Here is a 24,450-nt window from a genome sequence, read left to right as displayed (position 1 = left end):
GGGCGGGAGTTCCGCACCTGACGGGGGCGTTGCTGCTCTACTTCGCCGGTTACGTGCTGCTGAGCGGCGTCCGTCTGGTGCCGGTGGCCGCCGTGGCCGGGGGCGGCGGTTCCGCCGGGTGGGGCGACCGGCCGGAACTGGCGCGGGCCTGCCGGCTGTCCATGGGGATAGCGATGCTGGCGATGCTGGCGACGCTGTGAGCGCGAGCCGTAGCGGCCGGGCGCGCCCAATGGATCCGTTGCCTGCGTCACTTTGACGACACAAGTCGTACCCCGGAGCGTGGCCGCGCTCATAGGCTGCCCTCATGATGCTCACCGCCGTGCTGATGCTGCTCGGCGCCCTGACCGCCGTGACCGGTCCCCGTTTGCTCGCCCGGGCGGACTGGCCGGACCGTGAGCCGGTGGTGGCGCTGTGGGTGTGGCAGTGCGTCGTGGCGACCGTCCTCGTGTGCTGCGCGCTGTCGATGACGCTGAGCGCGGCCGCGGCCTGGCAGGCGGTCGGCGGGCACCTCTTCGCGACGGCCCCGCGCGCGGTCGTGGAGGCCTACGTCCTCGGCACGGCGGGCCCCTGGGCGGCGACCACCGCCCTCGCGCTGGCCGGCGGCGGGCTGTGGAGCGCGGCGATGCTGCTCCGCGAGATCGGCCGGGCCCGCGCCGGGCAGCGCCGACGACGGGCCGATCTCCTGGTCCGGGCTCCGCTGCTGCCCGGCGAGGTGGCCGTCCCTGGCCGGCTCGTCGTCCTGGAGAGCGAGCGGCCCGACGCCTGGTGGCAGCCCGGCACTCCCCCGCAACTGGTCGTCACCACGGCCGCGTTGCTCCGACTGAAGGGCCGCCGCCTGGACGCCGTACTCGCCCACGAACAGGGCCACGCCCGGGCCCGGCACGACTGGCTGCTGAACTGCTCCTCGGCGCTGGCCGGCGGGTTCCCGCAGGTTCCGGTGTTCGCCGCGTTCCGTGACGAGATGCACCGCCTGGTCGAACTCGCCGCCGACGACACGGCATCGCGCCGCTTCGGCCGTCTGACCACCGCCCTGGCCCTGGTCGAACTGAACGAGCACCGCGGCGTGTTCGGGCCCTGCCCGACGCCGCAGGCCCATGTCCCGGCCCGGGTGCGCCGGTTGCTCACACCGCCGGACCGGCTGACCGCTTCCCGGCGCCTGCGGCTGACGGCGGCGGCCGCGCTGGTGCCGGCGATGCCCGTGCTGGTGGCGTTCGTACCGGGGTTGCGGGCGCTGGGGTGACTGCCGGGGCCGCGGGGCCCCAGCGGCGATCGGCATCGGATGAGGCGTGCGCCCGGGCCGGGTTCGGCGGCTCTCGCGAGGCCGAAGCAGGTTGCCCGGAAGCCTGAGATCGTCGCCGTACTGGATCCGGACCCCCCGGTTCGGCGAGTATCACTGTATGCACACCTCGTCCGTCGACTCCCCGCCCCGTCCGGAGCACCACACCGCCGCCCGCTTCGCCGGCGTCCTGACCCTGTGCTCGGTACTGCTGCTGACCCTCGTCGCGGCCAGATGGAGCCCGTTGATCGGTGCGGACGGGGACATCTCCGGCACCACCCACCGCTGGGCGGTCGACGAACCGGTCCTCACCCAGACGTGCCGGATCCTCACGGACTGGGTGTGGGATCCGTGGACGATGCGACTGCTGTGCGCGGCTGTCGTCGTCTGGCTGGTGGTGCGGCGGGCGGCGCGCTGGACGGCGTTGTGGCTGGCGCTGGCCGTCGCCCTGGGCACCGTGCTCCAGCAGGGCATCAAGGCCGCGGTGGACCGCCCCCGCCCCGTGTGGCCCGACCCTGTCGACTCTGCCCACTACTCGGCGTTCCCCTCGGGCCACGCCATGACCGCCACGGCGGTGTGCGGCCTGCTGTTGTGGCTCCTGCACCGGCACGGCGTCGGCCGGGCCGTGTGGCGTACGGCCGTGGCCGTGGCGGTCGTCTCCGTGGTGGGGGTCGGGCTGACGCGGATCTGGCTCGGCGTCCACTGGCCGTCGGACGTGGTGGGCGGCTGGCTGATGGGGACGACGGTCGTGGCCCTGGCGGTGTGGGTGCACCGTCGCCGGCAGCCCTGAACAAGGGGACACCTCACCGGTCTTCCGGCGCGGCCCGAAGCACCCTCGTAGGATCGTCGCATGATGGCCGTGCTCTTCGACTTCTCCGGCACCCTCTTCCGCGTCGAGTCCACCGGCTCCTGGCTGCGTGGCGCTCTGGCGGGGGCCGATGTCCGGCTCACCGAGGCCGAGTTGACCGCCGCGGCACTGGCGCTGGAGGCGGTCGGTGCACTGCCCGGTGGCGGTGATCCCGCGCGGGTGCCCGAGGGACTGGCCGACGCCTGGCTCATCCGGGACCAGAGCGCCGCCCTGCACCGGGCCGCCTACACCGGTCTCGCCCGGCAGGTCCCGCTGCCCGACCCGGCACTGCACGACGCGCTGTACGACCGCCACATGACCCCGGACGCCTGGGCCCCGTACCCGGACGCCGTCGAGGTGCTGCGCGCGTTGCGGAAGCGGGGCAATCCCGTCGGGGTGGTCAGCAACATCGGCTGGGACCTGCGGCCGGTCTTCCGCGCGCACGGCCTGGACCCCTACGTCGACACGTACGTCCTGTCGTTCGAGCACGGCATCCAGAAGCCCGACCCCCGGCTGTTCGCCACCGCCTGCGAGGCGCTCGGCGCCGAACCGGGCAAGACCCTCATGGTCGGCGACGACCGCCGGGCGGACGGCGGCGCCACCGCTCTGGGATGCAAGGTGCACTTCGTGGACCATCTGCCGACGGCCGACCGGCCGGACGGGCTGCGGCCGGTCCTCGATCTGGTGAGCTGAGCCGGGCACGCCCCCTCGGGGTACGCGGCGCGCAGGCCAAGCAGCCCGAGGCCGGCATATACGGCCTGCTCGCCCGCCTCGGACGATCCCCCGTGTCGCCCGAGGCAGACGGCATCCTCGGCCCAGACCTGACAAGCCGTGGCCGGACGCTCCGAGTATAGTTGGCTGGCAGCCAGTCAACACAGGAGTTACAGCATGTCTCCGCGTAGCGCCTCGGTCAATGAAGAGTTGCGGCGGCGCTCCCGGGAGCGGCTCCTGCAGGCCGCGGTCGAGCTGGTGGGCGAACGCGGTTACGACGCGACCACACTCGGCGACATCGCGGACCGGGCGGGTTCGGCCCGCGGTCTGGTGTCGTACTACTTCCCCGGCAAGCGCCAGCTGGTGCAGTCCGCCGTACACCGGCTGATGCACCGCACGCTGGAGGAGGCGCTGGAGCGCGAGCCGCGTACCGAGGACGGCCGGGAGCGGATGGCCCGGGCCATCGACGCGATCCTGGGCCTGGCCAGGGACCGGCCCGTGCTGATGCGCCAGCACATGGCGGGGATCCTGCAGGCCGAGGGCTTCATGCAGTGCCCGGAGCAGCGGCGGCTGGCCGAGCTGCTGCGGGACACCATGGCCCGGCACGGGTCACCGGATGTCGACAGCGACTACCCGATGATGCGCGCCCTGCTGATGGGCGCCGTGTACGCGGCCCTGGTGCCGGGGGCGCCGATGCAGGTGCCGGTGCTGCGGGCCGAGCTGTTCAAGCGCTATCGGCTCGACTGGGAGCTGGGCCTCCCGCCGCAGACCGGAGCCTGCGGCGGGAGGGGCGACAAGGATCTGTCGCGGTTCTTCGCGACCGGGGCCGCACCGGAGTGCGGTCCGCCGGGTCAGCCGAAGTAGTCCGGCTGCGTCTGCACGTTGAGCTCACGCTGGTGGACCCAGCGGGCCGGGTCCGTGCGCCGGTCCTTGATCTTCAGGACGTCGAAGCCGCGCGCGTACTCGTTCGAGTAGATGTAGCCGTTGTAGTAGTACGCCGACCACGAACCGCCCGACTTGATCGTGTCGGTGGTCAGCGGACCGCGGTCGAAGTAGGCGATCTCCTTCGGTCTGGCCGAGTCGGTGAAGTCCCAGACGGAGACGCCGCCCTGGTACCAGGCCTGGACCATGATGTCCTTGCCCTTGACCGGGATCAGCGAGCCGTTGTGGGCGACGCAGTTCTCGGTGTCCGCCTGGTGGCGGGGGATCTTGAAGTAGCTGCGGAAGACGAGCTTGCGCTTGTCGCCCTTGCCGATCACGTCGTAGATGCCGTCGGCGCCGCGGTCCGGGCCGATCTCCGCGTTGCACGTGGCCGCGCCGCCGCCGCCCAGCTCGTCGGTGAAGACGACCTTGTTCGCCTTCTGGTTGAAGGTCGCCGAGTGCCAGAACGCGAAGTTCACGTTGTCCTGCACCCGGTCGATGACCTTCGGGCGTTCCGGGTCCTTGATGGAGAACAGGATGCCGTCGCCCATGCAGGCGCCCGCCGCCAGGTCCTTCGACGGAAGCACGGTGATGTCGTGGCAGCCGGTGGTCTTGGAGACGCCCGGGTTGGTGGGTCCGCCCGGGTTGCCGCCGCCGTCGGGCCCCTCACCGGGGAACAGCACGGGGAAGCCCACGACCTTCGCCTTCTCGGGGGCGCTACGCGGCACCTTGATGACGGAGATGCCGTCGTGCGGCGGCCGGCAGTCCGGGTAGGCGGCGTTCGGCGAGTACGAGGAGACGTACACGTAGACGCTGCGGCGCTCGGGCACCAGTGTGTGGGTGTGCGAGCCGCAGGCGGTCTCGACGGCGGCGACGTACCTGGGGTTGCGCTTGTCGCTGATGTCGAAGACCTTCATGCCCTCCCACGAGGACTTCTCGGTCGCCGGCTGGGTGGTGCTGGAGCAACTGCTGTCGCTGCGCGAGGAGTCGGTGGACAGGAACAGCAGGTTGCCCGAGACGGAGATGTCGTTCTGCGAGCCGGGGCACAGCACCTGGGCGACGGTCTTCGGAACCTTGGGGTTGCTGATGTCGAAGATGCGGAAACCGTCGTAGTTGCCGGCGAACGCGTACCTGCCCTGGAAGGCGAGGTCCGAGTTCGTGCCCTGCAGCACGTCCTTGGGTACGTGGGCCAGGTGCTGGATGTTGCCGGAGTGGACGATCTCGTCCTGGCCGGGTATCTCGCCGCTCTGGATGGCCTCACGGACCTCGGCCTGGGCGCTCTTGGAAACCTTCTTCGGCGCGGGCGGCGCGTCCCCCGGGTCGGGGGTGGCCCCTGCCGGTGCCGCTGTGAGGAGCGCGGCCAGCAGCCCACCGGCGGCAGCCACAACTCCCACGCGTCTGCGGCGTGTTCTGCGGTCGTTCAACAGGATCACTGTTTTCCTCCCTGGTTCCGTTCACTGCGGAACGGTTCACGCACCACGCAGTATCGTCTTCGCCATGCACATACCAACAGGGGGCAACAGAATCGCAATGAAGTTTCCCGATCAATGACCCGCGGAAGCGTGCCAGTACGTCGTCCACAACACGAGGTGCGTCCCAACCCACCTGCCACAGGAGGTCGTTGTGCTCTTCCGCCGTGCGTCTCGGGCGTCCGCCGTCACGACGGGGCTGGTCATCCTGGCCGTGCTCACGGTCGGAGGCTGTGACTCCGGCCCGGACCGCGAGCCGGCCGCGGCCGACGGGCCCGCCGTGATCGCGCCGGGCGAGCCCGGCGAGGCGAACCGCACCCTGTCCGCCGAGGAGGCCGCCGATCAGCGCTCGGAGAACGACTCCCCCAACTCGGCCGACGTCTCCTACGTCCGCATGATGATCGAGCACCACGCCCAGGCCCTGGTGATGACCGAACTCACCCCGCGGCGCGCCGGGTCGAAGGACGTGAAGCGGATCGCCGAGCGCATCGCGGCCGGCCAGAAGCCCGAGATCGAGGCCATGAAGGGCTGGCTGAAGTCGTACGGCAAGCCATTGAAGGCCGAGCGGCACGAGCACGCCGCGATGCCCGGCATGGCGACGCGGGCCCAGCTGAAGAAGCTCCGGGCGGCCGACGGAAAGGCCTTCGACCGGCTGTTCCTCGCTCTGATGACGACCCATCACCAGGGCGCGATCACCATGGCCACGGACGTGAAGGGGCAGGGTAACAACATCCGCGTCGAGGAGATGGCGGACGAGGTGATCGCGCAGCAGACGAGCGAGATCTCCCGGATGCGGAACATGCTCTGACCACGCCCCGGGGGCGGTACCGCGGTCACCGCCACACGCCCGGGAGCGGTGCCGCGGTCAGCGCCGGGCGCGGCGCGGCGGCAGCAGGCCCGCGTCCCGGGCCTGGCCGATCAGCCTGAGGGAGGTACGGCGGCTGCTCCCGGTCGCACCCATCACGGCGAGGACCGGGTCGGCGCCGTCCCGCTGCGCCGCGCGGTACTCCTGCGCCACCAGCCGCCGCCCCTCCGCCCCGTGCGGCCAGGCCGGCCGGGCTCGGCGCCGCTGCGCCCCGCAGCCGTCCGGCCCGGGTCCGGCACCGCACGCCTGCGCCACCGACTCCTCGATCCAGTCGGCGAGCAGGGCCATGTCGTCGAGGGACAGCGCGGGCTGAGCGCGCACCTCCTCGACGCAGACGCATCCGCCGCCCACGACGGCCAGTGCGTCGACCCGGGCACCGTCCGCGAAGGCCAGCCGGAACTCGAACCACCGCGTGGCGCCCTCGTTCTCGCGTACCTCCCATGCGGGGCGCACGGAGACCGCACCGTCCGCCGGAGAGCGATCAGAAAGATTCAGAAAGGATGCTTCCAGCACGCACTGAACGTAACCGCATGATCACATTCCCTACAGATCGGACACGCGCCTCGCTCGGAGTACAGCACCCTGTCAGCGGAGCCCGGCCGGTGCGATGCTGGAGGCGTCAGCGCTCTCCCGAGATCCGCCGGATTCACCGGGTAAGGAGTTCCGCCGTGCTGCGAGTCGCCGTCGTAGGCTCCGGGCCGAGCGGGTGCTACACCGCCCAGAGCCTCGTCCAGCTGGACTCCGAGGTGCGCGTCGACGTCCTGGACCGGCTGCCGTGCCCGTACGGCCTCGTCCGCTACGGCGTGGCACCCGATCACGAGAAGATCAAGTCGCTGCAGAACACCCTGCGCGCGGTCCTGGAGCACGACCGGGTCCGGTTCCTCGGCGGCGTGCAGATCGGCCCGGGCGGCGTGAGCGTCGAGCGCCTGCGGGAGCTCTACCACGCGGTGGTGTACTGCGTGGGCGCCGCCACCGACCGGCGTCTGGGCGTCCCCGGGGAGGACCTGCCGGGAAGCTGGTCCGCGACGCAGTTCGTGTCCTGGTACAGCGCCCACCCGGACGCCGTGGACGCCGGATTCCTGCGGGACGCCCGGTCGGCCGTGGTCATCGGCGTGGGGAACGTCGCCGTGGACGTCACGCGGATGCTGGCCCGGGGACTGGCCGAGCTCACCCCCACCGACATGCCGCAGGCCGCCCTGACGAATCTGGCCGAGAGCCGGGTGACCGAGATCCACATGGTGGGCCGGCGCGGCCCGTCCCAGGCCCGGTTCACCACCAAGGAGCTGCGCGAGCTGGGCGCCCTGCCGGAAACCGACGTGGTCGTGGACCCGGCGGAGCTGGCCCTGGACCCCCATTACACGGACCCCTCCGCGCTGCCCGCTCCCCAGCGCCGCAACGTGGAGGTCATGCGCGGCTGGGCCGCAACGCCCCCGAAAGGCGCCCCACGCCGCATCAACCTGCGGTTCTTCCTCCGCCCGGCCGAGCTGCTCGCCGGGCAGGGCCGCGTGGGCGCGGTGCGGTTCGAGCGAACGGCCCCGGACGGCCACGGCGGCGTGACGGGCACGGGCCGCCACGAGGTCGTCGAGGGCCAGCTGGTCCTGCGCTCGGTGGGCTACCGCGGGGTCCCCCTGGAGGGGCTTCCGTTCGATCCGGTCACCGGCACCGTCCCGAACCGGTCCGGGCGCGTCCTGCGCGGGGGCGTCGTGGCTCCGGGCGAGTACGTGGCGGGCTGGATCAAGCGCGGCCCCACAGGCGTCATCGGCACGAACCGCCCCTGCGCGAAGGAGACGGCCACGGCGCTCCTGGACGACGCGCCGGCCCTCGCCCCGCGGGCCGCGCCCGACGACCCCCTCCCGGCCCTGAGCGCCTTGGGGGCCGACCCGGTCGCATGGCAGGGCTGGCAGTCGATCGAGCGGGCGGAGGCGGAACTGGGAGCCTCACTGGGCCGTGGCGTGGTCAAACTCCCGGACTGGCAGTCCCTGTTGAAGGCCGCGGCGGGCAAGGCCCCCTAAGGGTCCCTTGTATCTCCGTCTGCCAGCGCCGCGATCTCCGGCAGTTCGAGATTCGACCCTGTCCTGAAGACGGCCCGCATCGCCCGCCCGGGTCCCGGCGGGCCGCGGACCCGGCCCAGCCGGATGCGCGCCGACGAGGCATACGCATCCGGCGCGTCAGTCGTCCAGCCGCGCGGCCTGCCGGGCCGCCGCGGCGAGCAGTGCGCCCATGAGCCCTGGGAACAACTCGTCGAGCTCGTCCCGCCGCAGTCCGTTCATCTTGGCCGTCCCCCGGTACACCTGCCGGATCACCCCGCTCTCCCGCAGCACCCGGAAATGGTGGGTAGTGGTCGATTTGGTGACGGGCAGATCGAAGTGCGAGCAGGACAAGTCCCCCGGCGCACCGGCGAGCTCCCGCACGATCCGCAAGCGCATCGGATCGGAGAGCGCGTGCAGCACCCCTTCCAGCCGGATCTCGTCAAGCGCGGGATGCGGCAGGTCACGACTGCTGACGGCGGGGGACGACACGGCGACTCCACTTCCTCGGGACCCCCATGGTACGAGAACCCTCGTAGTTTGACATCTGCCGTACTACGATGCCTATCGTACGAGTCGACATCGGCCCCGTGACGAATGGAGTCCGCCGTGACCGCGCTCTTCGAGCCCTGCACCCTGCGCGAGCTGACGATCCCGAACCGCGTGTGGATGCCCCCGATGTGCCAGTACTCGGCGGCGCCCGAAGGCCCGGAGACCGGGGCCCCCACCGACTGGCACTTCGCGCACTACGCCGCCCGCGCCACCGGCGGCACGGGCCTGATCATCGTCGAGGCCACCGCGGTGTCCCCGCAGGGGCGCATCTCCCCCTACGACCTCGGCATCTGGAACGACACGCAGGTCGAGGCGTTCCGCCGTATCACCCGCTTCCTCACCGCGCAGGGCACGGTGCCGGCGATCCAGCTCGCCCACGCGGGCCGCAAGGCGTCCACGGACCGCCCCTGGAAGGGCGGCGCCCCGGTCGGCCCGGACGAGCACGGCTGGGACCCCGTCGCCCCGAGCCCGCTCGCCTTCGACGACAGGCACCCGGTCCCGGCCGAGCTGACCACCGGCCAGATCAGAGACGTGGTCGAGCAGTTCGCCGCCGCGGCCCGCCGCGCGCTCGCCGCCGGTTTCGAGATCGCGGAGATCCACGGCGCCCACGGCTACCTGATCAACGAGTTCCTCTCCCCGCACTCCAACCACCGCACGGACGCCTACGGCGGCTCGTACGAGAACCGGACGCGCCTCGCCCTCGAAGTCGTCGACGCCGTGCGGGAGGTCTGGCCGGACGACAAGCCGCTGTTCTTCCGCGTCTCGGCGACCGAATGGCTCGAGGACGGCGGCTGGACCGCGGACGACACGGTCCGTTTCGCCGCCGACCTGCGAGCCCACGGCATCGACCTGCTGGACGTGTCCACCGGCGGCAACGCCTCCGGCGTCCGCATTCCCACCGGCCCCGGCTACCAGGTGCCCTTCGCCACCCGGGTGAGGAACGAGACGTCCCTGCCGGTCGCCGCCGTCGGGCTCATCACCGATGTCGAGCAGGCCGAGAAGATCCTGGCCAACGGCGAGGCGGACGCAGTCCTGCTGGGCCGTGAACTGCTGCGCAACCCCTCGTGGGCCCGGCACGCGGCGCGGGAACTCGGCGGTGAGGTGCGGGTGCCGGACCAGTACCACCGGTCGGTCTGATCCGGCTCCCGGCTCCCGGCTTTCCGGCTCCCGGCATCCGGCATCCGGCATCCGGCATCCGGCTCCTTGCTCCCGGCTTTCCGGCATCCGGCTTCCGGCCTCCGGCATCCGGCTTCCGGCTTCCGGCGAGGTACGTGTACGTCAACCGGCCGCGCACGCCGTCCCGTTGAGTGTGAACGCGGCCGGGGCGGCGCTGTTGCCGCCATGGTTCGCCTGGTAGCCGATGCTCACGCTCGCGCCCGGCGCGATTTTGCCGTTGTACGGGGCGTTGGTGGCGGTGACCGACCCGGACGACGGCGTGTACGTGGCGCCCCAGCCGCCCGTGACCGTCTGGCCCGCGGGCAGCGTGAAGCCGAGTTTCCAGCCGTCGACGGTCGTCGTGCCGGTGTTGGTGAGGGTCACGGAGGCGGTCAGACCGGTGTTCCAGGCGTTCACCGACACCTTCACCCTGCACGCGCCGGGCTGGGGCTGGGGAGCCGGGCCTGAACTGTCCAGGCCGAAGAAGGTGAGCACGCGGGACGCCATGCCCTGGGCGTACAGGTTGTGGCCGACGCCCTGGAGGCTCACGGCCTCCACGGGGGCCCGGTCACCCGTACCGCCGTAGCGGGTGCGGATCCAGCCGGACTGGGGCGTGTCGGTGGTGGTGGGCGTCTGGCTCACGCCCTGCACGTTCGTCCACTGCTTGACCTGTTCCCCGAAGTTGGGGTAGCGCAGGACGTCGTCCTGGGTACCGTGCCAGATCTGCATCCGGGGCCGGGGGCCGGTGTAGCCGGGGTACGCGCCCCGGACCAGGTCCCCCCACTCCTTGGGGGTGCGGGTGATCGTGCCGCCCGAACAGGCACTGTTCCACTCGGAGCCGTCGGTGGTGGCGAAACAGCCGAACGGCACTCCCGAGAAGGCGGCGCCCGCCGCGAACACGTCCGGGTAGTCCCCGAGCAGGACGTTCGTCATCATCGCGCCGGAGGAGACGCCCGTGGCGAACACCCGGCCGGTGTCGGCGTCGTAGGTGCGGGTGACCCAGTCGATCATCGACTTGATGCCGACGGGGTCGCTGCCGCCGCCGCGGCGCAGGGCCTGGGGCGAGGAGACGTCGAAGCACTTGCTGCTGCGGGTGACGGACGGGTAGAGCACGATGAATCCGTACCGGTCGGCGAGCGTGTCGTACTCGGTGCCGTTGTACATGTCGGGGCCCGAGCCGGTGCACCAGTGCACGGCCACCACGACGGCCGGCTTCGGTGTGACGCTCTCCGGTACGTACAGGTACATCCGCAGATCGCTGGGGTTGGTTCCGAAGTTCGTGACTTCGGTCAGGGCCGCGGCGGGCACGGCCCCCACGCGGGTGGTATCACGGGCGGGCTCGCCCGCGACGGCAGCGGGCGCGGTGAGCGCGGTGGCCGTGAGCAGCGAGAGCAGCGCGGCGACGAGCGCGAGGAGCGCCGGCCGCGGGGGTCTTCTCGTCATGGGGCGGGGAGAGGCAGGTAAGTCCAAGTTCCTGTGGTTCATCGACTTGCCCTCTCGTGAAGGGAAGCGTGCGTTCGGCATGGTGGCATGGACATGGCTTACATGGAAGCGCTCCCACGCGGTCGCCCGTCTGACCAGGAGCGACCGAAAGTGTTCTGCGGAAGGCGTTGACTAGAAAGCGCTTGCCCCCTACGTTCCGTTCAGCAGTGTGACCCGTTGTCGCGAGCGGGGCACATGTAGCGCGCACTATCAGCAGCTCCATGAACGTTGTTCATGTACGTGGTCCGCCTGATTCGTCAGCTCCATGGAGACACCCCCCACGGGACGCCCGGGCGCCGGAGGTCCCCAACCCCATCCGCCCCCACGACAGAAGGAATCGGGACATGACTTCTGCGACACGTCCGCGCGCCCGCAGGCGCGCGCTGACCGGCGCACTGGCCACACTCGGCCTGTCGGTTGGCATGATCATGACTACCAGCGCACCCACGGCGAGCGCCGCCACCTGGCCGACCCCCAACGGCAGCCAGGGCACCTCCTCCACCATCTCCGTGTCCGGCACCAAGGATTACGGGATGAAGCGGTACTACGGCACCGGGGGCCTGGCCGGTGACGGCCAGGAGGAGGGCCAGGACCCGATCTTCAAGCTCGCGAACGGCGCGGTGCTGAAGAACGTCATCCTCGGCGCCCCCGCGGCCGACGGCATCCACTGCGAGGGCAGCTGCACGCTGCAGAACGTCTGGTGGGAGGACGTCGGCGAGGACGCCGCGACCTTCCGCGGCGGCAACGGCGCCACCTATCAGGTGATCGGCGGCGGCGCGAAGAAGGCGGCGGACAAGGTCTTCCAGCACAACGGCGGCGGCACTCTGACCATCTCCAACTTCGCCGTGCAGGAGTTCAAGACGCTCTACCGCTCCTGCGGTGACTGCTCCACGCAGTACACGCGCAAGGTCAACCTCAACACCATCGACGTGACCGGCACCGGCTCCACCGCACGGCTCGTCGGCATCAACGTCAACCGCAACGACGTGGCGACCCTGCGGAAGATCACGATCCGCAACGACTCCGGCCGCAAGGTCGTCCCGTGCCAGAAGTACAACAACAACACCGCCGTCGGCTCGGGGCCCGACAGCAGGAACTGTCTGTACTCCACTTCGGACATCACCTACAGGTGAGTCCCCAGCGGTTCCCCCCACGGTGAAGGCGGCCGTGCGGAGCGTCCCGGCGGGCGCTGCGCACGGCCGTCCGCGTCAGCTGGCCCGCACGCGCGCGCGTGCCTCCCCGATCAGATGCCGCTGATAGTCGGTGTAGGCGGCGCGCAGTTCGGCGCCGGGCCAGTCGGCGGGCAGGAGCCCGGGCGGCAGGACGGGATCGGCGAGCAGGTGCCGTACGACGGCGGCGAAGGCGGTCAGGCGGCCGGCCGGGCGGGCCTCGCCGTCGATGTGGGCGAGCAGGGCGCGGGCCGTGGCGGACCAGTCCTGAAGCGGCCACAGCGTTCCGGCCAGTTCTCCCGGGGGCCGGCCGGGGCGGGCGGTGTAGCGCTGGACCACCTGGTCCAGGTCGCCGGGGAGGGCACGGGTCAGGTTGGCGGGACGCAGCCAGACGCCCTCACGGAGTTCGGCGAGACGGAGCGTGGTCAGCCTCGTGCGCAGGTCGGCCCGTTCGGCGGGGCCGCGGCCCGTCGCGGTGACCACGGCCATCTCCCAGTCGCCGTCCCACGCGCGCGTGCGCGGGTGCACGGCGTCGTCCTGGCGGCGCTGACGGTCCAGCAGCCGGTCGCTGAGGCGGTAGCCGCCGTCCGTACGCCGCAGGTCTCCGGCGGCCACCATCCGGCTGAGCGCCGCCCGCAGGGTCGAACCGCCGACGTCGAAGCCCTCCACGAGCCGCACCAGTTCCCTGACCGGCAGTTCGGGGGGATGCGCCCCGAGCAGCAGGCTCAGCACGACCGACCGCGCGGACAGCGGACGCAGATCGAGCGCGCCGCGCCGCGCCGGGACGTTCATCGGCATGGTCACGTACTGTACGCGGCGCTTTCCGTGTTGCACTATTGCTGCGATCGCAGTCAGAGTGCAACACTCGCGGCATGGTCTCGACACCGGACGGACATCGGACGTACGGCGGCTCCGCCACGCACGACGTCACCAACCAGGCCCCGCCCCTCGCCCCGTACGACGCCTCCGACGACACCGCCCTGCTGGAGGGGCTGCGGCGGGAGGGTGCCGGATGGGCCGAGGAGGACCTGCGGCGCCTCGGCCGGCAGGCCGGAAGCGCCCAGGTGCAGGAGTGGGCCGACCTGGCCAACCGGCACGAGCCGGAGCTGCGCACCCACGACCGGTACGGCAACCGTGTCGACGAGGTCGAGTTCCACCCCAGCTGGCACCACCTGATGCGCTCGGCGATCGCTGAGGGACTGGCAGCCTCGCCCTGGGCGGACGACCGGCCCGGCGCCCATGTCGCGAGGACCGCCGGCGGACTGGTCTGGGGGCACACCGAGGCCGGGCACGGCTGCCCAACGTCGATGACCTACGCCGCCGTCCCCGCCCTGCGCACGCAGCCGGAGCTGGCCAAGCTGTACGAGCCGCTGCTGACGAGCCGGGAGTACGACCCCGTCCTCCGGGAGCCCACGGAGAAGCGGGGGCTGCTGGCGGGCATGGGGATGACCGAGAAGCAGGGCGGCTCCGACGTCCGGACGAACACCACGACGGCCACGCCCACGGCCGAGCCCGGGGTGTACACGCTGCGCGGGCACAAGTGGTTCACCTCGGCGCCGATGTGCGACGTGTTCCTGGTCCTGACGCAGGCTCCGGGCGGACTGTCGTGCTTCCTGGTGCCACGCGTGCTGCCCGACGGCACGCGCAACACCTTCCGCATCCAGCGGCTGAAGGACAAGCTGGGCAACCGGTCCAACGCCTCCTCCGAGCCCGAGTTCGACGGGACCGTCGCCTGGCTGGTTGGCCCCGAGGGACAAGGCGTGAAGACCATCATCGAGATGGTCAACTGCACCCGGCTGGACTGCGTGATGATGTCGGCCGCGCTGATGCGCACCTCCCTCGTCGAGGCGGGGCACCATGCGCGCCACCGCAGCGCGTTCGGCGCACGGCTCGTGGACCAGCCGCTGATGCGCAACGTGCTCGCCGACCTGGCGCTGGAGTCCGAGGCCGCCACGACGCTCACCCTGCGACTGGCCGGGGCGGCCGACCGGGCGATCCGCGGGGACGAGGGTGAGGCCGGTTTCCGCCGGATCGCCACCGCCATCGGCAAGTACTGGGTGACCAAGCGGGGCCCGGCCTTCACCGCGGAGGCCCTGGAATGCCTCGGCGGCAACGGCTACGTGGAGGACTCGGGCATGCCCCGGCACTACCGCGAGGCTCCCCTGCTGTCGATCTGGGAGGGCTCGGGGAACGTCAACGCCCTCGACGTGCTGCGGGCGCTGAGCCGCGAACCGGGCACCGCCGAGGCCCTGTTCGGCGAGCTCGCCCTCGCCAGGGGGGCGGACGCCCGGCTGGACGGGGCCGTGACGCGGCTCAAGACGGCACTGTCCGAGGCATCGCAGACGACGGCACGCCGTCTCGTGGAGCAGATGGCGCTGACGCTCCAGGCCTCCCTCCTCGTCCGGCACGCCCCGGCGGCGGTGGCCGACGCGTTCTGCGCGACGCGGCTCGGGGGCGACTGGGGGCACGCGTTCGGGACGCTGCCCCGGACGGCGGGCCTGGACACCATCGTGGAGCGGGCGCTGCCCGGCTAGGAGATTGGAACCCGCTGGGGACGGCGGTGGCGGAGCGGACCGGCGGGGCGAGGCGGGCCGACTCGAACTCCAGCCATCCTGCGCACAGTTCGCGCACAGTCACCGCCCGGTTCCGCTTCGTTGTCAGTGCCGTGGTGCAGACTCCCCGTCAGATGGCACCTCGTCCGGGGGAGGACACCGTGTTCAGGGGGATCGACGAGGTCGACTGGGCCTCGCTGCGCCACGCGTACGGCAGTGCGGAGGACGTTCCCGGACTACTGCGGGGACTGGCCTCCGCCGACCCGGCCGAGCGGCAGGCCGCGCTCGACGGGATGTACGGCGCCGTGCACCACTGGGGTGAGGTGTACGACTCGACGCTCGCGTGTGTTCCGTTTCTCCTCGCGCTCGCCGTCCACGAGGAGGTACGGGACCGGGCGGGGATCGTGGAGCTCCTCGTCGGCATCGGCGACGAGGGCGGTGCCCGCGGTGATCTCGCGGCGCGGGCCCGCGCCGCGCTGCGCGCGCGGGCCGGTGTCTTCGTCCGGCTCGCGGGGGACGCGGACGCCGGGGTGCGCCGGGTGGTTCCCGGCGCGCTGGTGCGGTTCCTCGACCCGCCGGCGCGGGTGCTCGCCCTGGTGCGGGAGCGGATCACCGTGGAGCGGGACGACCGGGTCCTGCTCGCCCTGACGGAGAGCCTCGGCCTGTTCGCGCAGCGGTCCCGCCCGACCGGTGATGTCCACGCCGCCGAGGCGGTGCGCCTGCTGGCGGAGCTGAGCAAGCCCCCGTACGGCCCCGTGCTCCGGCTCGCCGCACTGGGCCAGCTCGCGGGGTGCGCCCCGGAACTGCTCCCCGCCGACCTGGTACCGGCCGTCGTCCGGCTGCTCAGGGACAGATCGGGGCAGGGGGCCCCTGGGGGACAGGCGTACGACTGTCCCGGACCGGACACGCTCGCCGGCCGGCTGCTGCGGCTGCGCCCCTCGGACGAGGAGGGCGCCCGGCTGCTGCGGACCCTGCACTCCGCGCTCGGCAGCCGGCTGGCCGACCGGGTCGCCCTGCTGCGGGGGCAGTTGACCAGCCCGAGCCCCCTCGACCGGTGCAACGGCGTGTGGATGTCGGCCGGGCTGTTCCGCGAGTGGCGCACCGGCCACCCGGAGCCGGTCGCCCTCATCGGCTCCCACCTGGGTGCGGCGGAGGGCCGGTTGCACGACGCCGCGGTGACCGTCCTGGTGGAGCTCTCCGAACTGGCCGCGCCCGCCGCGGACCACCTGCACGCGCTGGTGGCGTACCGTCCCGGGCTGCGCATTCGGCACGGTGAGCGGAGTGCTCCCACCCTGGGCGGTCCGCTCAAGGCCCTGGCCGGGACCGGGGACGCGCGGGCCACGCCGGTGCTGGCCGAGGTGCTGGCGGGCCCGGTCGTACCGGACGACCTGGGGCTGGTGGTACCCCACCTGGGCCGCGCGGCCCTGCCGCTCGCTCCGGCGCTGCGGCGCCGGCTCGCCCGCTTGCCGCTCGACGCGTCCGACGTCCAACGGCGGGCCGTTCCCCTGCTGTCGGCCCTCGCCGCACTGGGCGACGCCGAGTCCCTGCCCGCGGTTCTGCGTCTGCTGCGCGGCCTGCCGGACGGGCTGCGGCGGCGTGACTCCGTCACCGAAGCCGCGGCCCGTGCCCTCGGCGCGTTCGGCGGCGGCGCGCGCGAGGCGGTACCGGATCTGCGTGGGCTGCTGGAGACAGACTGCGCCGTCGCGGCGGCGGACGCGCTCTGGTCGGTCACGGGCGACGCGGACGCTGTGCTGCCGGTGCTGCTGCGGGAGCTGACGGGCCCTACGATCGACCGGCGGCGCCGTGCGGCGGCCGTACTGGGCCGGCTGGGCCCGGCGGCCCGTCCGGCTCTGCCCGGGCTGCGCGAGCTGGCCGGTTCCGGAGACGCGTGGGTGCGGGCCACGGCCGCGAGCGCGGTGTGGCGGGCCTCCGGGGAACCGGAAGGGCTCCTCCCCGTCCTCCGCTCCACCTGGGCGGAACACCCGCGCACACGCACAACGATCGCCGCGAGCGTCGCCGCGCTGGGACCGGCGGGTACTCCCCTGCACGACGTGCTCCGGGCCGAACTCGCCTCTCCGCGGCGGCATCGCCCCGACGCCGGCGGTCACGGCATACGCGAGGACCTGGGGTTGCTGCGGATGTGCCGGGAGGCGCTGGCCGGGCAGGCGCACCGGTAGCGCCTCACCCCGTCGTACGCCCCCACATCGGGCCGAAGCGGGCCCACTCCGCGTCCCACCGGTCGATACGGCGGCACTCCAGGCGGCTGCGCAGGGCACGGCCGGCGACCAAGGGTACGACCGCGCCGCCCAGGCCCGCCACCCCGCCGATCAGAAGAGCCCGCACACGGGCCTGGGTCTCCGTGACGGGCCGGGTGACCTGGCGGCCCTCGGCGTCCGTCCACACGGTGACCGGGGTCCCGGCGGCGCTGCCCGCCGGGACCCGCAGCTGGCCGGAGTGCCGGGAACCGTCCGCGGCGGTCCACCGTGCCGTCGCCCACACGTGCTCGGCACGGGACACCCGGGCGTTCTCGGTGGCCGTCCCCGGTGCGCGCTCGGCGAGCCGTGCCACGAGGGGACGCCACTCGACGCGTTCCCGGGCCAGTCCGTCCTCCACGGAACGGCTCACCGTCGTCCCGGCCAGTCCCCCGGCGAGTACGGTGAGCGTCCACACGCCCAGGACGACCCAGGCCTCCACCCTGTCGGCGCGGCGCTTGAGCGGATTGCGCCGCCAGCGCCACAGCCACACCTTCGGACCACGTAACGCCATCGAAGGCCTCCTCCTCACGAGCCCACGACCATCCCGCCGCCCTCCCCATACGGACGGCGGCGCCTGGATGCTCACTGCACCTACCCGTCGTCACCGTCCCCATGGCCCCGTCCCTGCGTGCCCCCCTGTGGGACAGGCCGACGCCGCTGCTGTCTCCTCGCCGCCGACACCCCGCTGACCTGCGGCGGAGCTCGGTCTGGAGGTGACTGTCAGTGGCCGGGTGCAGACTGGCCGGTGTCCGGGACGAAGGCGTCGACGAGGACGCCGCGGAGGTGATCGGCATGACCGAGGTACTGCTCGCCGTGGGCACGCGCAAAGGCCTGTTCATCGGACGCCGGCGAGGTGGCGGCGTCTGGGAGTTCGACGAGAGCCCCTACTTCAACGCGCAGGCCGTGTACTCGGTCGCCATCGACACCCGGGCCGGGGCCCCGCGGCTGCTGGCCGGCGGCGACAGCGCGCACTGGGGCCCGTCCGTGTTCCACTCCGACGATCTGGGCCGCACCTGGACCGAACCGGCCCGTCCGGCGGTCAAGTTCCCCCAGGACACCGGGGCGTCCCTGGAGCGGGTGTGGCAGCTGCACCCGGCCGCCGAGCCGGACGTGGTGTACGCGGGGACGGAACCGGCCGCGCTGTACCGCTCGGAGGACCGCGGGGAGACGTTCGAGCTGGTCCGGCCCCTGTGGGAGCACCCCACGCGGTCGAAGTGGGTGCCGGGTGGCGGCGGTGAGGGCCTGCACACCGTGCTCACCGACGCGCGCGACCCGCGGGCGGTGACGGTCGCCGTCTCGACCGCCGGTGTGTTCCGCACCCTGGACGGCGGCGCGAGCTGGGCACCCTTCAACTCCGGTGTGTCCGCGGTGTTCCTGCCCGACCCGAACCCGGAGTTCGGCCAGTGCGTGCACAAGGTCACGCGGGACGCCGCCACCCTGGACCGGCTGTATCTGCAGAACCACTGGGGGGTGTACCGCAGCGACGACGCGGGCGCCCACTGGACGGACATCGGCGAGGGCCTGCCGTCCACCTTCGGCTTCGCGGCGGTGGCGCATCCGCACAGGGGCGACACGGCGTACGTCTTCCCGGTCAACGCCGACGCCGACCGGGTCCCGGCCGATCACCGGTGCCGGGTCTACCGGACGGCGGACGCGGGCCAGAGCTGGGAGCCGCTCTCGACGGGCCTGCCCCAGGAGGACCACTACGGCACGGTGCTGCGCGACGCGATGTGCACGGACGACGCCGACCCGGCGGGCGTCTACTTCGGCAACCGCAACGGCGAGGTGTTCGCGTCCGCGGACGACGGCGACAGCTGGCAGCAGCTCGCCCAGCACCTGCCGGACGTGCTGTGCGTGCGAGCCGCGCTCGTCGGCTGAGGCGCGGACGCGGCGGGGGCGAGGCTGCGCACAGGCGTTGGCCACCGGTTGATCGCCGCTGCCGGTACGGCAGTAGGGTGACGCCCGTGGCACCACGACCCTTGCATGAAATCGTCGAAGCGGGCTGGGCGAAGGCCCTGGAACCGGTGGCCCAACGCATCGCCGCGATGGGGGACTTCCTCCGCGCGGAGATCGCCGCGGGACGCACCTACCTCCCGGCCGGGCCGAACGTCCTGCGGGCCTTCCAGCAGCCCTTCGACGACGTACGGGTCCTGATCGTCGGTCAGGACCCGTACCCCACTCCGGGGCACGCGGTGGGGCTGTCGTTCTCGGTCGCGCCCGAGGTGCGGCCGCTGCCCGGCAGCCTCATCAACATCTACCGCGAGCTGAACAGCGACCTGGGGCTCCCCCAGCCGTCCAGCGGTGACCTCACGCCGTGGACGCAGCAGGGCGTGCTGCTGCTCAACAGGGCTTTGACCACCGCCCCGCGCAAGCCCGCCGCCCACCGCGGCAAGGGCTGGGAGGAGGTCACGGAGCAGGCCATCCGGGCTCTGGCGGGGCGCGGCAAGCCGCTGGTGTCCATCCTGTGGGGCCGTGACGCCCGCAATCTGCGTCCGCTCCTCGGCGACCTGCCCTCCGTCGAGTCCGCCCACCCCTCCCCCATGTCGGCGGACCGGGGCTTCTTCGGCTCCCGCCCGTTCAGCCGGGCCAACGATCTGCTGATCCGCCAGGGCGGCCAACCGGTGGACTGGCGCCTGCCGTGAGCGGGGTGTCGGAGGAGTCCGGGTTCCTCGCCGTGGACTCCGGCGGTTCCGGGCTCCGGGCCGTGGTGGGGACCGCCGAGCGCGGACCGCTGGCTCGGCGGGCGTCCTGCGAGCCGGTCCGCACGGGCGACCGGGGCATCGACCCCGGGCACTTCATGGCGCGACTCGTGCCGCTGGTGCGCGCGTTGACCGCCGAGGCGGGAGCGGTGCCGCTGACCGCCGTCGCCGTCGGCGCGGCCGGGCTGGCCTCCCTGGGCGACGGGCTGCGCGCCGAACTGCCGGGCGCCCTGGCCCGGGAGTGGGGCGTGCGCAGGGTCGCACTGGCCGCCGACGCCGTGACCGCGTACGTGGGTGCGCTCGGGCCGCGGCCCGGTGCCGTGATCGCCGGCGGCACGGGACTGATCGCGGTGGGTACGGACCTGACCGGCTGGCGGCGTGCGGACGGCTGGGGGCATCTGCTCGGCGACTGCGGGAGCGGCGCCTGGATCGGGCGGGCCGGTCTCGAGGCCGCGCTGCGCTCCCACGACGGGCGCGAGGGCGGCTCGGCCCGGCTGCTGGCCTGCGCCGAGGAGGTGTTAGGGCCCGTCGCCGGGCTGCCCGGCGCCCTGTATCCCCGTGCCGACCGTCCCGCCCTGCTCGCCTCCTTCGCGCCCCGCGTGGCCGCCTGCGCCGACGAGGACCCCGTCGCCGCGGGCATCCTGCGGGAAGCCGCCCGGCACATGGCCGGCTCCGCGGCGGCCGTGTGCCCCTCCGGCGGTGAGCCGCGCGTCGCCGTCACCGGCGGCCTGTTCAAGCTGGGCGATCCGCTGCTCGGGCCGTTGGACGAGGAACTGACGCGGCGGCTCCCGCAGGTTCGGCGGGTGCCGGCCGAAGGCGATCCGCTGCACGGCTCGGTGCGCATCGCGGCGGAACTGAGCACGGGTCCGCTCACGCTGCCGGGCGACGAGACGATGCTGTACGTGACCACGGGGTCGGGTGATTGATCCGATCACATCCCATCCGTACGTAACACATCAGACAAAACCGGACGGATACCGCTCACCTGCACCCTCCCCGAACAGGGGAACCCAAGAAGCCAGTAACATGCGGCGCCATGAGTTCCCCCACTGGGCCCGCGGATGGCCTGCCCGTACGAATGCCGCGCCCCCGCCAGCCCGGACGGCACCGCCGTCCCGAGCCGCTGGTTGCTCCCGAGGGCGCGCCGGCGCTCGTCCTCGTCGTGCCGGGGACGCCCAGTAGCGCCACGCGCAGCCTCGCCGACGAGGTCGTGAGCATCGCCCGCTCCGAGCTGCCCGGCCTCGACGCCCGCATCGGGTACCTCGACGGGGACAACGCGGAGTTCCCCACGCTGCAGGCCGTGCTCGTGCACGCCGCCGAGGAGCGCACGGCCCGTTTCGAGCAGGCCCGCGCCGCCGGCATGGACGTCAAGATGCCCGACGGCCCCGTCGCCGTCGTCGTGCCGCTGCTCGCCGGCCCGGACAGCGCGCTGCTGCGCCGGGTCCGCCAAGCCCTCATGGAAAGCCGGGTCGCCGCCGAGCTGACCGACGTCCTCGGCCCGCACCCGCTGCTCGCCGAGGCGCTGCACGTGCGGCTGTCCGAGGCCGGTCTGGCCCGTGCGGACCGTGCTCGGCTGTTCACCGTGGCGACCGCCGCGGACGGCATCGTGCTGGCGTCGGTGGGCGGCGACGAGGCCGTGCAGGCGGCCGGGATCACGGGCATGCTGCTGGCCGCGCGCCTCGCCGTGCCGGTGATGGCCGCGGCCCTGGACCAGGAGGGCTCCATCGCGTCCGTCGCCGAGCAGCTGCGCTCCTCCGGCTCGCAGCAGTTGGCGCTCGCGCCGTATCTGATCGGCCCGGAGATCGAGCCGGGCCTGATCGAGGAGGCCGCGAAGGAGGCGGGCTGCTCCGCCGCCGAGTCGCTCGGCCCGTACCCGGCGATCGGCAAGCTGGCCCTGGCCAAGTACACGACGGCGCTGGGCATCGCTCCGCAGCAGGCGCAGAGCACGCCTGCGCGCTGACGCGAGGCGCTGCGCGCTACGCCGAGAAGGCCCGCTCCGGGATTCTGAGCGGGCCTTCGCCGTCGGGGTGGGTGTCCGGCGGGGTGTGTCGCGCCCCCTGCTCAGGCGAGGGCCACGCAGGACGCGGCCGGCACCCTGATCGAGCCGCCGTGTCGCGGGACGCCCGTGAGCGGGTCGACCGCGAACCACGTCACGTCACCGGAGCGCTCGTTGGCGACGTACAGGAAGCCGCCGGAGGCGGCGAGGGCGCGCGGCCAGTGGCCGCCGCACCGCACCGTGGTGACGAGCCGCAGCCCTTCGCCCCGCACGGCGAGCACGGACAGGACGTCCTCGCCACGGGTGGCGGTCCACACGAAGCGGCCGTCGGGCGAGGTGACGATGCCCGACGGGTAGGCGTCGCCCGCCGGTGCGCCGGGCAGGACCGGGGTTTCGGACAGCGGCGTGAGGACGCCTTCCGCCGCGTCCCAGCGGCACACGGTGACAGAGGGGCTCAGTTCGTTGACGACGTAGGCGTACGAGCCGTCCGGGTGGAAGACCAGGTGACGCGGACCCGAACCGGGGCGCAGGGCGGTCTCCCGGTACAGGGCGAGGGCGCCGTCCACCAGCGTGCACACCCGCACCGAGTCCGTGCCGAGGTCCACGCTGACGGCCCAGCGGCCGCTCGGGTCGGGCTGCACCTGGTGGGCGTGCGGCCCCTGCTGGCGGGGCGCGTGCGGCCCGGCGCCGGTGTGCCGGAGCACGCCGGAAGCGGACCGCGCGAGGGTGCCGTCGGGGCGGACAGGGATCGCGGTGACACTGCCGGAGCCGTAGTTGGCGGTCAGGACGTGCCCCGCGAACAGGGTGAGGTGGGTCGGTCCGCTGCCGCCGACCGGCACGGGCCGCCCGGCCGGCTCGGGCTTGTCACCGGCCACCCGGTACGCGGCCACCGTGCCCTCGGCCGTCTCACTGACCGCGTACAGCGTCTCCCCGTCGTCGGCGAGGGCCAGGTAGGAGGGGTCCGGGACGGCCTCCACACTGCTCAGGACGGTCAGTGCGCCGCTGCCGGCGTCGACCTCCGCCGTCACGATCCCGGGGCCGCCGGCCGCCGTGAACGACCCGATGAAGGCCCGTCGTCTGCCGTCCGCCACCGCTGTTCCCTCTCGACCGTCTCGTCCGCGCGCCGTCCGGAGGGACCGCGCAGCCGATCATGCAAGGTCTAGACCATACGGTCAAGGGGTGGTTCGCCCAGTCGGACCCGGCGTCGCAGAGGTGCGCGGAGCCCCGGGCCGTCGGCGCCAGTGCCTGCCAGGCAGCAGAAGTACCTCGGCTCGGGTCGGCTCGGCCGAGGCGCGCTCCAAGCCCTCACGAGCGCCCGGAAGGGCCCGCCGGTGACGTCCGCGACGGGCGGGCCGGCTCGACGACGCCCCCGAGCCACGCCGCGGCCCGGCCAGACCCCGAACCGGCGGGCTCGCGCAACAAGCGGGTCGCCTCGGCCGAGACGCGTTCAGGGGCGTGGAGTCTCCGTCAGGCCCCCACCAGCGGCGAGCCCGACGGTGTACGCAGGGGGCGGGCCAGTTCGGTCAGGGCTCGTTCCAGGCCGTGCAGATGAGCCAGGGCGGGTTCCGCGTGGGGCGACCCGTCCGCGTGGAGCGCGATGTCCCTGCCCTCGGTGAGGGCTTCGACGGCCGCCTCCACCCGTCGGCAGGCCGTGGCCAGGCGGGTGTCGTGGGAGGCCTCCGGGTCGGCGGCGACGGCTGCCAGGCCGCGGATCTCCCGGGCACAGGCGTCGAGCAGGTCCAGGACGTGCCGGGCCCGGCGCTTGCGGCCGAGCATCGGGTTCAGCGGATGCACGAGCGGGGCGACCGAGAGCCGTACGCGGGCGAGGAGCTGCTCCAGCTCCGCCACCCGAGGGGCGGGGTCGGCGTCGGCCGCACCCGCGAGCCGCCGGGCGGTCTCGACGGCGCAGGCGTGCACGCAGCGCAGGGCCCGCCGGATCCAGGCGTCGGTGATGCTGTGGGTGGTGACGGGCAGGACGAGGATCACGGCGAGGGCGGCGCCGAGCGCCCCGACGCCGGTCTCGGCGAGCCGCAGGGCTAGCAGGTCCGGGCCGAGCACGCCCAGGAGGCCGTAGAGCAGTCCGGCGAGGAGGGTGACCCAGAGCATCATCCACGTGTAGGACACGGCGGCCGTGTAGAAAATGCCGAAGACGCAGACGGCGGCGAGAGCGGCCGTGACGGCGGGGTCACCGTGCACGGGCAGGGCCACGAGCAGGCCGAGGCCGATGCCGATGACCGTGCCGAGCAGCCGCCGGAAGCCGCGGACCAGGGTCTCGCCGCGCGAGGTGGTGTTGACGAAGATCCACCAGGTGGCGCCGACGGCCCAGTACCAGCGCTGCCCGGACACCAGCTGGCCCACGACGAGGGCGAAGCCGGCTCCGGCGGTCGCCTGGATCGCCTGGCGGGTGGTGACCCGGGCCAGGCCCTGTCTCTTATACACCTCTGACGCTGCCGACGAACTCTAGGGTGTAGATC

The 24,450-nt window shown here is 73.0% G+C and carries 22 protein-coding genes and 1 pseudogene; 15 read left to right on the top strand and 8 right to left on the bottom strand.

The features are described from left to right. The 5 genes from C1J00_RS14495 to C1J00_RS14475 all read left to right on the top strand — a co-directional run. A partial coding sequence (locus C1J00_RS14495; protein ID WP_146046187.1) for a DUF5134 domain-containing protein occupies positions 1-200 on the top strand: 200 nt, incomplete at its 5' end. A 104-nt stretch (positions 201-304) separates the two neighbouring features. Next, a complete protein-coding gene (locus C1J00_RS14490; protein ID WP_102909498.1) occupies positions 305-1,240 on the top strand; it encodes a M56 family metallopeptidase in 936 nt (311 codons plus the stop codon). Positions 1,241-1,397: 157 nt separating this feature from the next. After that, the gene (locus tag C1J00_RS14485; protein ID WP_102909497.1) at positions 1,398-2,066 is read left to right on the top strand and encodes a phosphatase PAP2 family protein; all 669 of its coding nucleotides are present in this window, start codon (positions 1,398-1,400) and stop codon (positions 2,064-2,066) included. A gap of 60 nt (positions 2,067-2,126) precedes the next feature. Continuing rightward, positions 2,127-2,816 (top strand): HAD family hydrolase, encoded by a 690-nt coding sequence (locus C1J00_RS14480; RefSeq protein WP_102909496.1) that lies wholly within the window; start codon positions 2,127-2,129, stop codon positions 2,814-2,816. A gap of 195 nt (positions 2,817-3,011) precedes the next feature. Continuing rightward, entirely contained in the window at positions 3,012-3,698 is a 687-nt protein-coding gene (locus tag C1J00_RS14475) for a TetR/AcrR family transcriptional regulator (RefSeq protein WP_102909495.1), read from the top strand. Here the strand turns inward: C1J00_RS14475 and C1J00_RS14470 are convergent. Further along, positions 3,686-5,188, bottom strand: coding sequence for an LVIVD repeat-containing protein (locus C1J00_RS14470; protein ID WP_102909494.1), 1,503 nt, complete (start codon positions 5,186-5,188; stop codon positions 3,686-3,688). The two genes, C1J00_RS14475 and C1J00_RS14470, sit on opposite strands and share 13 nt — an antisense overlap. Positions 5,189-5,378: 190 nt before the next feature. Here C1J00_RS14470 and C1J00_RS14465 point away from each other — a divergent pair, with 190 nt between their 5' ends. Next, positions 5,379-6,032, top strand: coding sequence for a DUF305 domain-containing protein (locus C1J00_RS14465; RefSeq protein WP_102909493.1), 654 nt, complete (start codon positions 5,379-5,381; stop codon positions 6,030-6,032). A gap of 57 nt (positions 6,033-6,089) precedes the next feature. Here C1J00_RS14465 and C1J00_RS14460 read toward each other — a convergent pair whose 3' ends face one another. Next, the gene (locus C1J00_RS14460) at positions 6,090-6,542 is read right to left on the bottom strand and encodes a DUF6214 family protein (RefSeq protein ID WP_245936342.1); all 453 of its coding nucleotides are present in this window, start codon (positions 6,540-6,542) and stop codon (positions 6,090-6,092) included. Positions 6,543-6,757: 215 nt separating this feature from the next. Here C1J00_RS14460 and C1J00_RS14455 point away from each other — a divergent pair, with 215 nt between their 5' ends. Continuing rightward, positions 6,758-8,101 carry an FAD-dependent oxidoreductase gene (locus tag C1J00_RS14455; RefSeq protein WP_102909492.1) on the top strand — a complete coding sequence of 448 codons (1,344 nt, stop codon included), beginning with the start codon at positions 6,758-6,760 and terminating at the stop codon, positions 8,099-8,101. Between the two features lie 156 nt (positions 8,102-8,257). Here the strand turns inward: C1J00_RS14455 and C1J00_RS14450 are convergent, their stop codons facing one another. After that, entirely contained in the window at positions 8,258-8,608 is a 351-nt protein-coding gene (locus tag C1J00_RS14450; RefSeq protein ID WP_102909491.1) for an ArsR/SmtB family transcription factor, read from the bottom strand. Between the two features lie 117 nt (positions 8,609-8,725). On the opposite strand from C1J00_RS14450, the gene C1J00_RS14445 reads away from it, so the two are divergent. Continuing rightward, complete coding sequence (locus tag C1J00_RS14445) at positions 8,726-9,805, top strand: NADH:flavin oxidoreductase/NADH oxidase (RefSeq protein ID WP_102909500.1); 1,080 nt, start codon at positions 8,726-8,728, stop codon at positions 9,803-9,805. 141 nt (positions 9,806-9,946) lie between these two features. Here the strand turns inward: C1J00_RS14445 and C1J00_RS14440 are convergent, their stop codons facing one another. Next, entirely contained in the window at positions 9,947-11,266 is a 1,320-nt protein-coding gene (locus C1J00_RS14440; RefSeq protein WP_102909490.1) for an extracellular catalytic domain type 1 short-chain-length polyhydroxyalkanoate depolymerase, read from the bottom strand. 383 nt (positions 11,267-11,649) lie between these two features. Here C1J00_RS14440 and C1J00_RS14435 point away from each other — a divergent pair, with 383 nt between their 5' ends. Beyond that, the gene (locus C1J00_RS14435) at positions 11,650-12,438 is read left to right on the top strand and encodes a pectate lyase (protein ID WP_102909489.1); all 789 of its coding nucleotides are present in this window, start codon (positions 11,650-11,652) and stop codon (positions 12,436-12,438) included. A gap of 75 nt (positions 12,439-12,513) precedes the next feature. Here the strand turns inward: C1J00_RS14435 and C1J00_RS14430 are convergent, their stop codons facing one another. After that, a complete protein-coding gene (locus tag C1J00_RS14430; protein ID WP_102909499.1) occupies positions 12,514-13,272 on the bottom strand; it encodes a PaaX family transcriptional regulator C-terminal domain-containing protein in 759 nt (252 codons plus the stop codon). A gap of 74 nt (positions 13,273-13,346) precedes the next feature. Here C1J00_RS14430 and C1J00_RS14425 point away from each other — a divergent pair, with 74 nt between their 5' ends. Both C1J00_RS14425 and C1J00_RS14420 read left to right on the top strand, forming a co-directional pair. Beyond that, complete coding sequence (locus C1J00_RS14425) at positions 13,347-15,008, top strand: acyl-CoA dehydrogenase family protein (RefSeq protein WP_102909488.1); 1,662 nt, start codon at positions 13,347-13,349, stop codon at positions 15,006-15,008. Positions 15,009-15,187: 179 nt separating this feature from the next. Continuing rightward, positions 15,188-17,203: a HEAT repeat domain-containing protein gene (locus C1J00_RS14420; protein WP_102909487.1), complete on the top strand. Its 2,016-nt coding sequence runs from the start codon at positions 15,188-15,190 to the stop codon at positions 17,201-17,203. Between the two features lie 4 nt (positions 17,204-17,207). Here C1J00_RS14420 and C1J00_RS14415 read toward each other — a convergent pair whose 3' ends face one another. Continuing rightward, positions 17,208-17,792: an Rv1733c family protein gene (locus C1J00_RS14415; RefSeq protein ID WP_102909486.1), complete on the bottom strand. Its 585-nt coding sequence runs from the start codon at positions 17,790-17,792 to the stop codon at positions 17,208-17,210. A 212-nt stretch (positions 17,793-18,004) separates the two neighbouring features. Between C1J00_RS14415 and C1J00_RS14410 the strand changes: the two genes are divergently transcribed. The 4 genes from C1J00_RS14410 to C1J00_RS14395 all read left to right on the top strand — a co-directional run bounded on the left by C1J00_RS14410 (position 18,005) and on the right by C1J00_RS14395 (position 21,940). Continuing rightward, complete coding sequence (locus C1J00_RS14410) at positions 18,005-19,159, top strand: WD40/YVTN/BNR-like repeat-containing protein (RefSeq protein ID WP_102909485.1); 1,155 nt, start codon at positions 18,005-18,007, stop codon at positions 19,157-19,159. Positions 19,160-19,245: 86 nt separating this feature from the next. Then, entirely contained in the window at positions 19,246-19,923 is a 678-nt protein-coding gene (locus C1J00_RS14405) for a uracil-DNA glycosylase (RefSeq protein WP_102909484.1), read from the top strand. Further along, the gene (locus C1J00_RS14400) at positions 19,920-20,906 is read left to right on the top strand and encodes an N-acetylglucosamine kinase (protein WP_102909483.1); all 987 of its coding nucleotides are present in this window, start codon (positions 19,920-19,922) and stop codon (positions 20,904-20,906) included. The genes C1J00_RS14405 and C1J00_RS14400 overlap by 4 nt, the downstream gene beginning before the upstream one ends. Before the next feature lie 110 nt (positions 20,907-21,016). Continuing rightward, positions 21,017-21,940 carry a sirohydrochlorin chelatase gene (locus tag C1J00_RS14395; protein ID WP_102909482.1) on the top strand — a complete coding sequence of 308 codons (924 nt, stop codon included), beginning with the start codon at positions 21,017-21,019 and terminating at the stop codon, positions 21,938-21,940. A 101-nt stretch (positions 21,941-22,041) separates the two neighbouring features. Here the strand turns inward: C1J00_RS14395 and C1J00_RS14390 are convergent, their stop codons facing one another. Both C1J00_RS14390 and C1J00_RS14385 read right to left on the bottom strand, forming a co-directional pair. Continuing rightward, positions 22,042-23,067 carry a lactonase family protein gene (locus C1J00_RS14390; RefSeq protein WP_102909481.1) on the bottom strand — a complete coding sequence of 342 codons (1,026 nt, stop codon included), beginning with the start codon at positions 23,065-23,067 and terminating at the stop codon, positions 22,042-22,044. Between the two features lie 376 nt (positions 23,068-23,443). Further along, a pseudogene (locus C1J00_RS14385) lies at positions 23,444-24,400 on the bottom strand (FUSC family protein); the annotation flags it as partial. Positions 24,401-24,450: the final 50 nt, after the last annotated feature.

It is taken from the genome of Streptomyces cahuitamycinicus (assembly GCF_002891435.1).
Taxonomy (GTDB): Bacteria; Actinomycetota; Actinomycetes; order Streptomycetales; family Streptomycetaceae; genus Streptomyces; species Streptomyces cahuitamycinicus.
The sequence above is the reverse complement of the archived record's forward strand: the minus strand, read 5'-3'. Positions and strand labels throughout refer to the sequence as shown.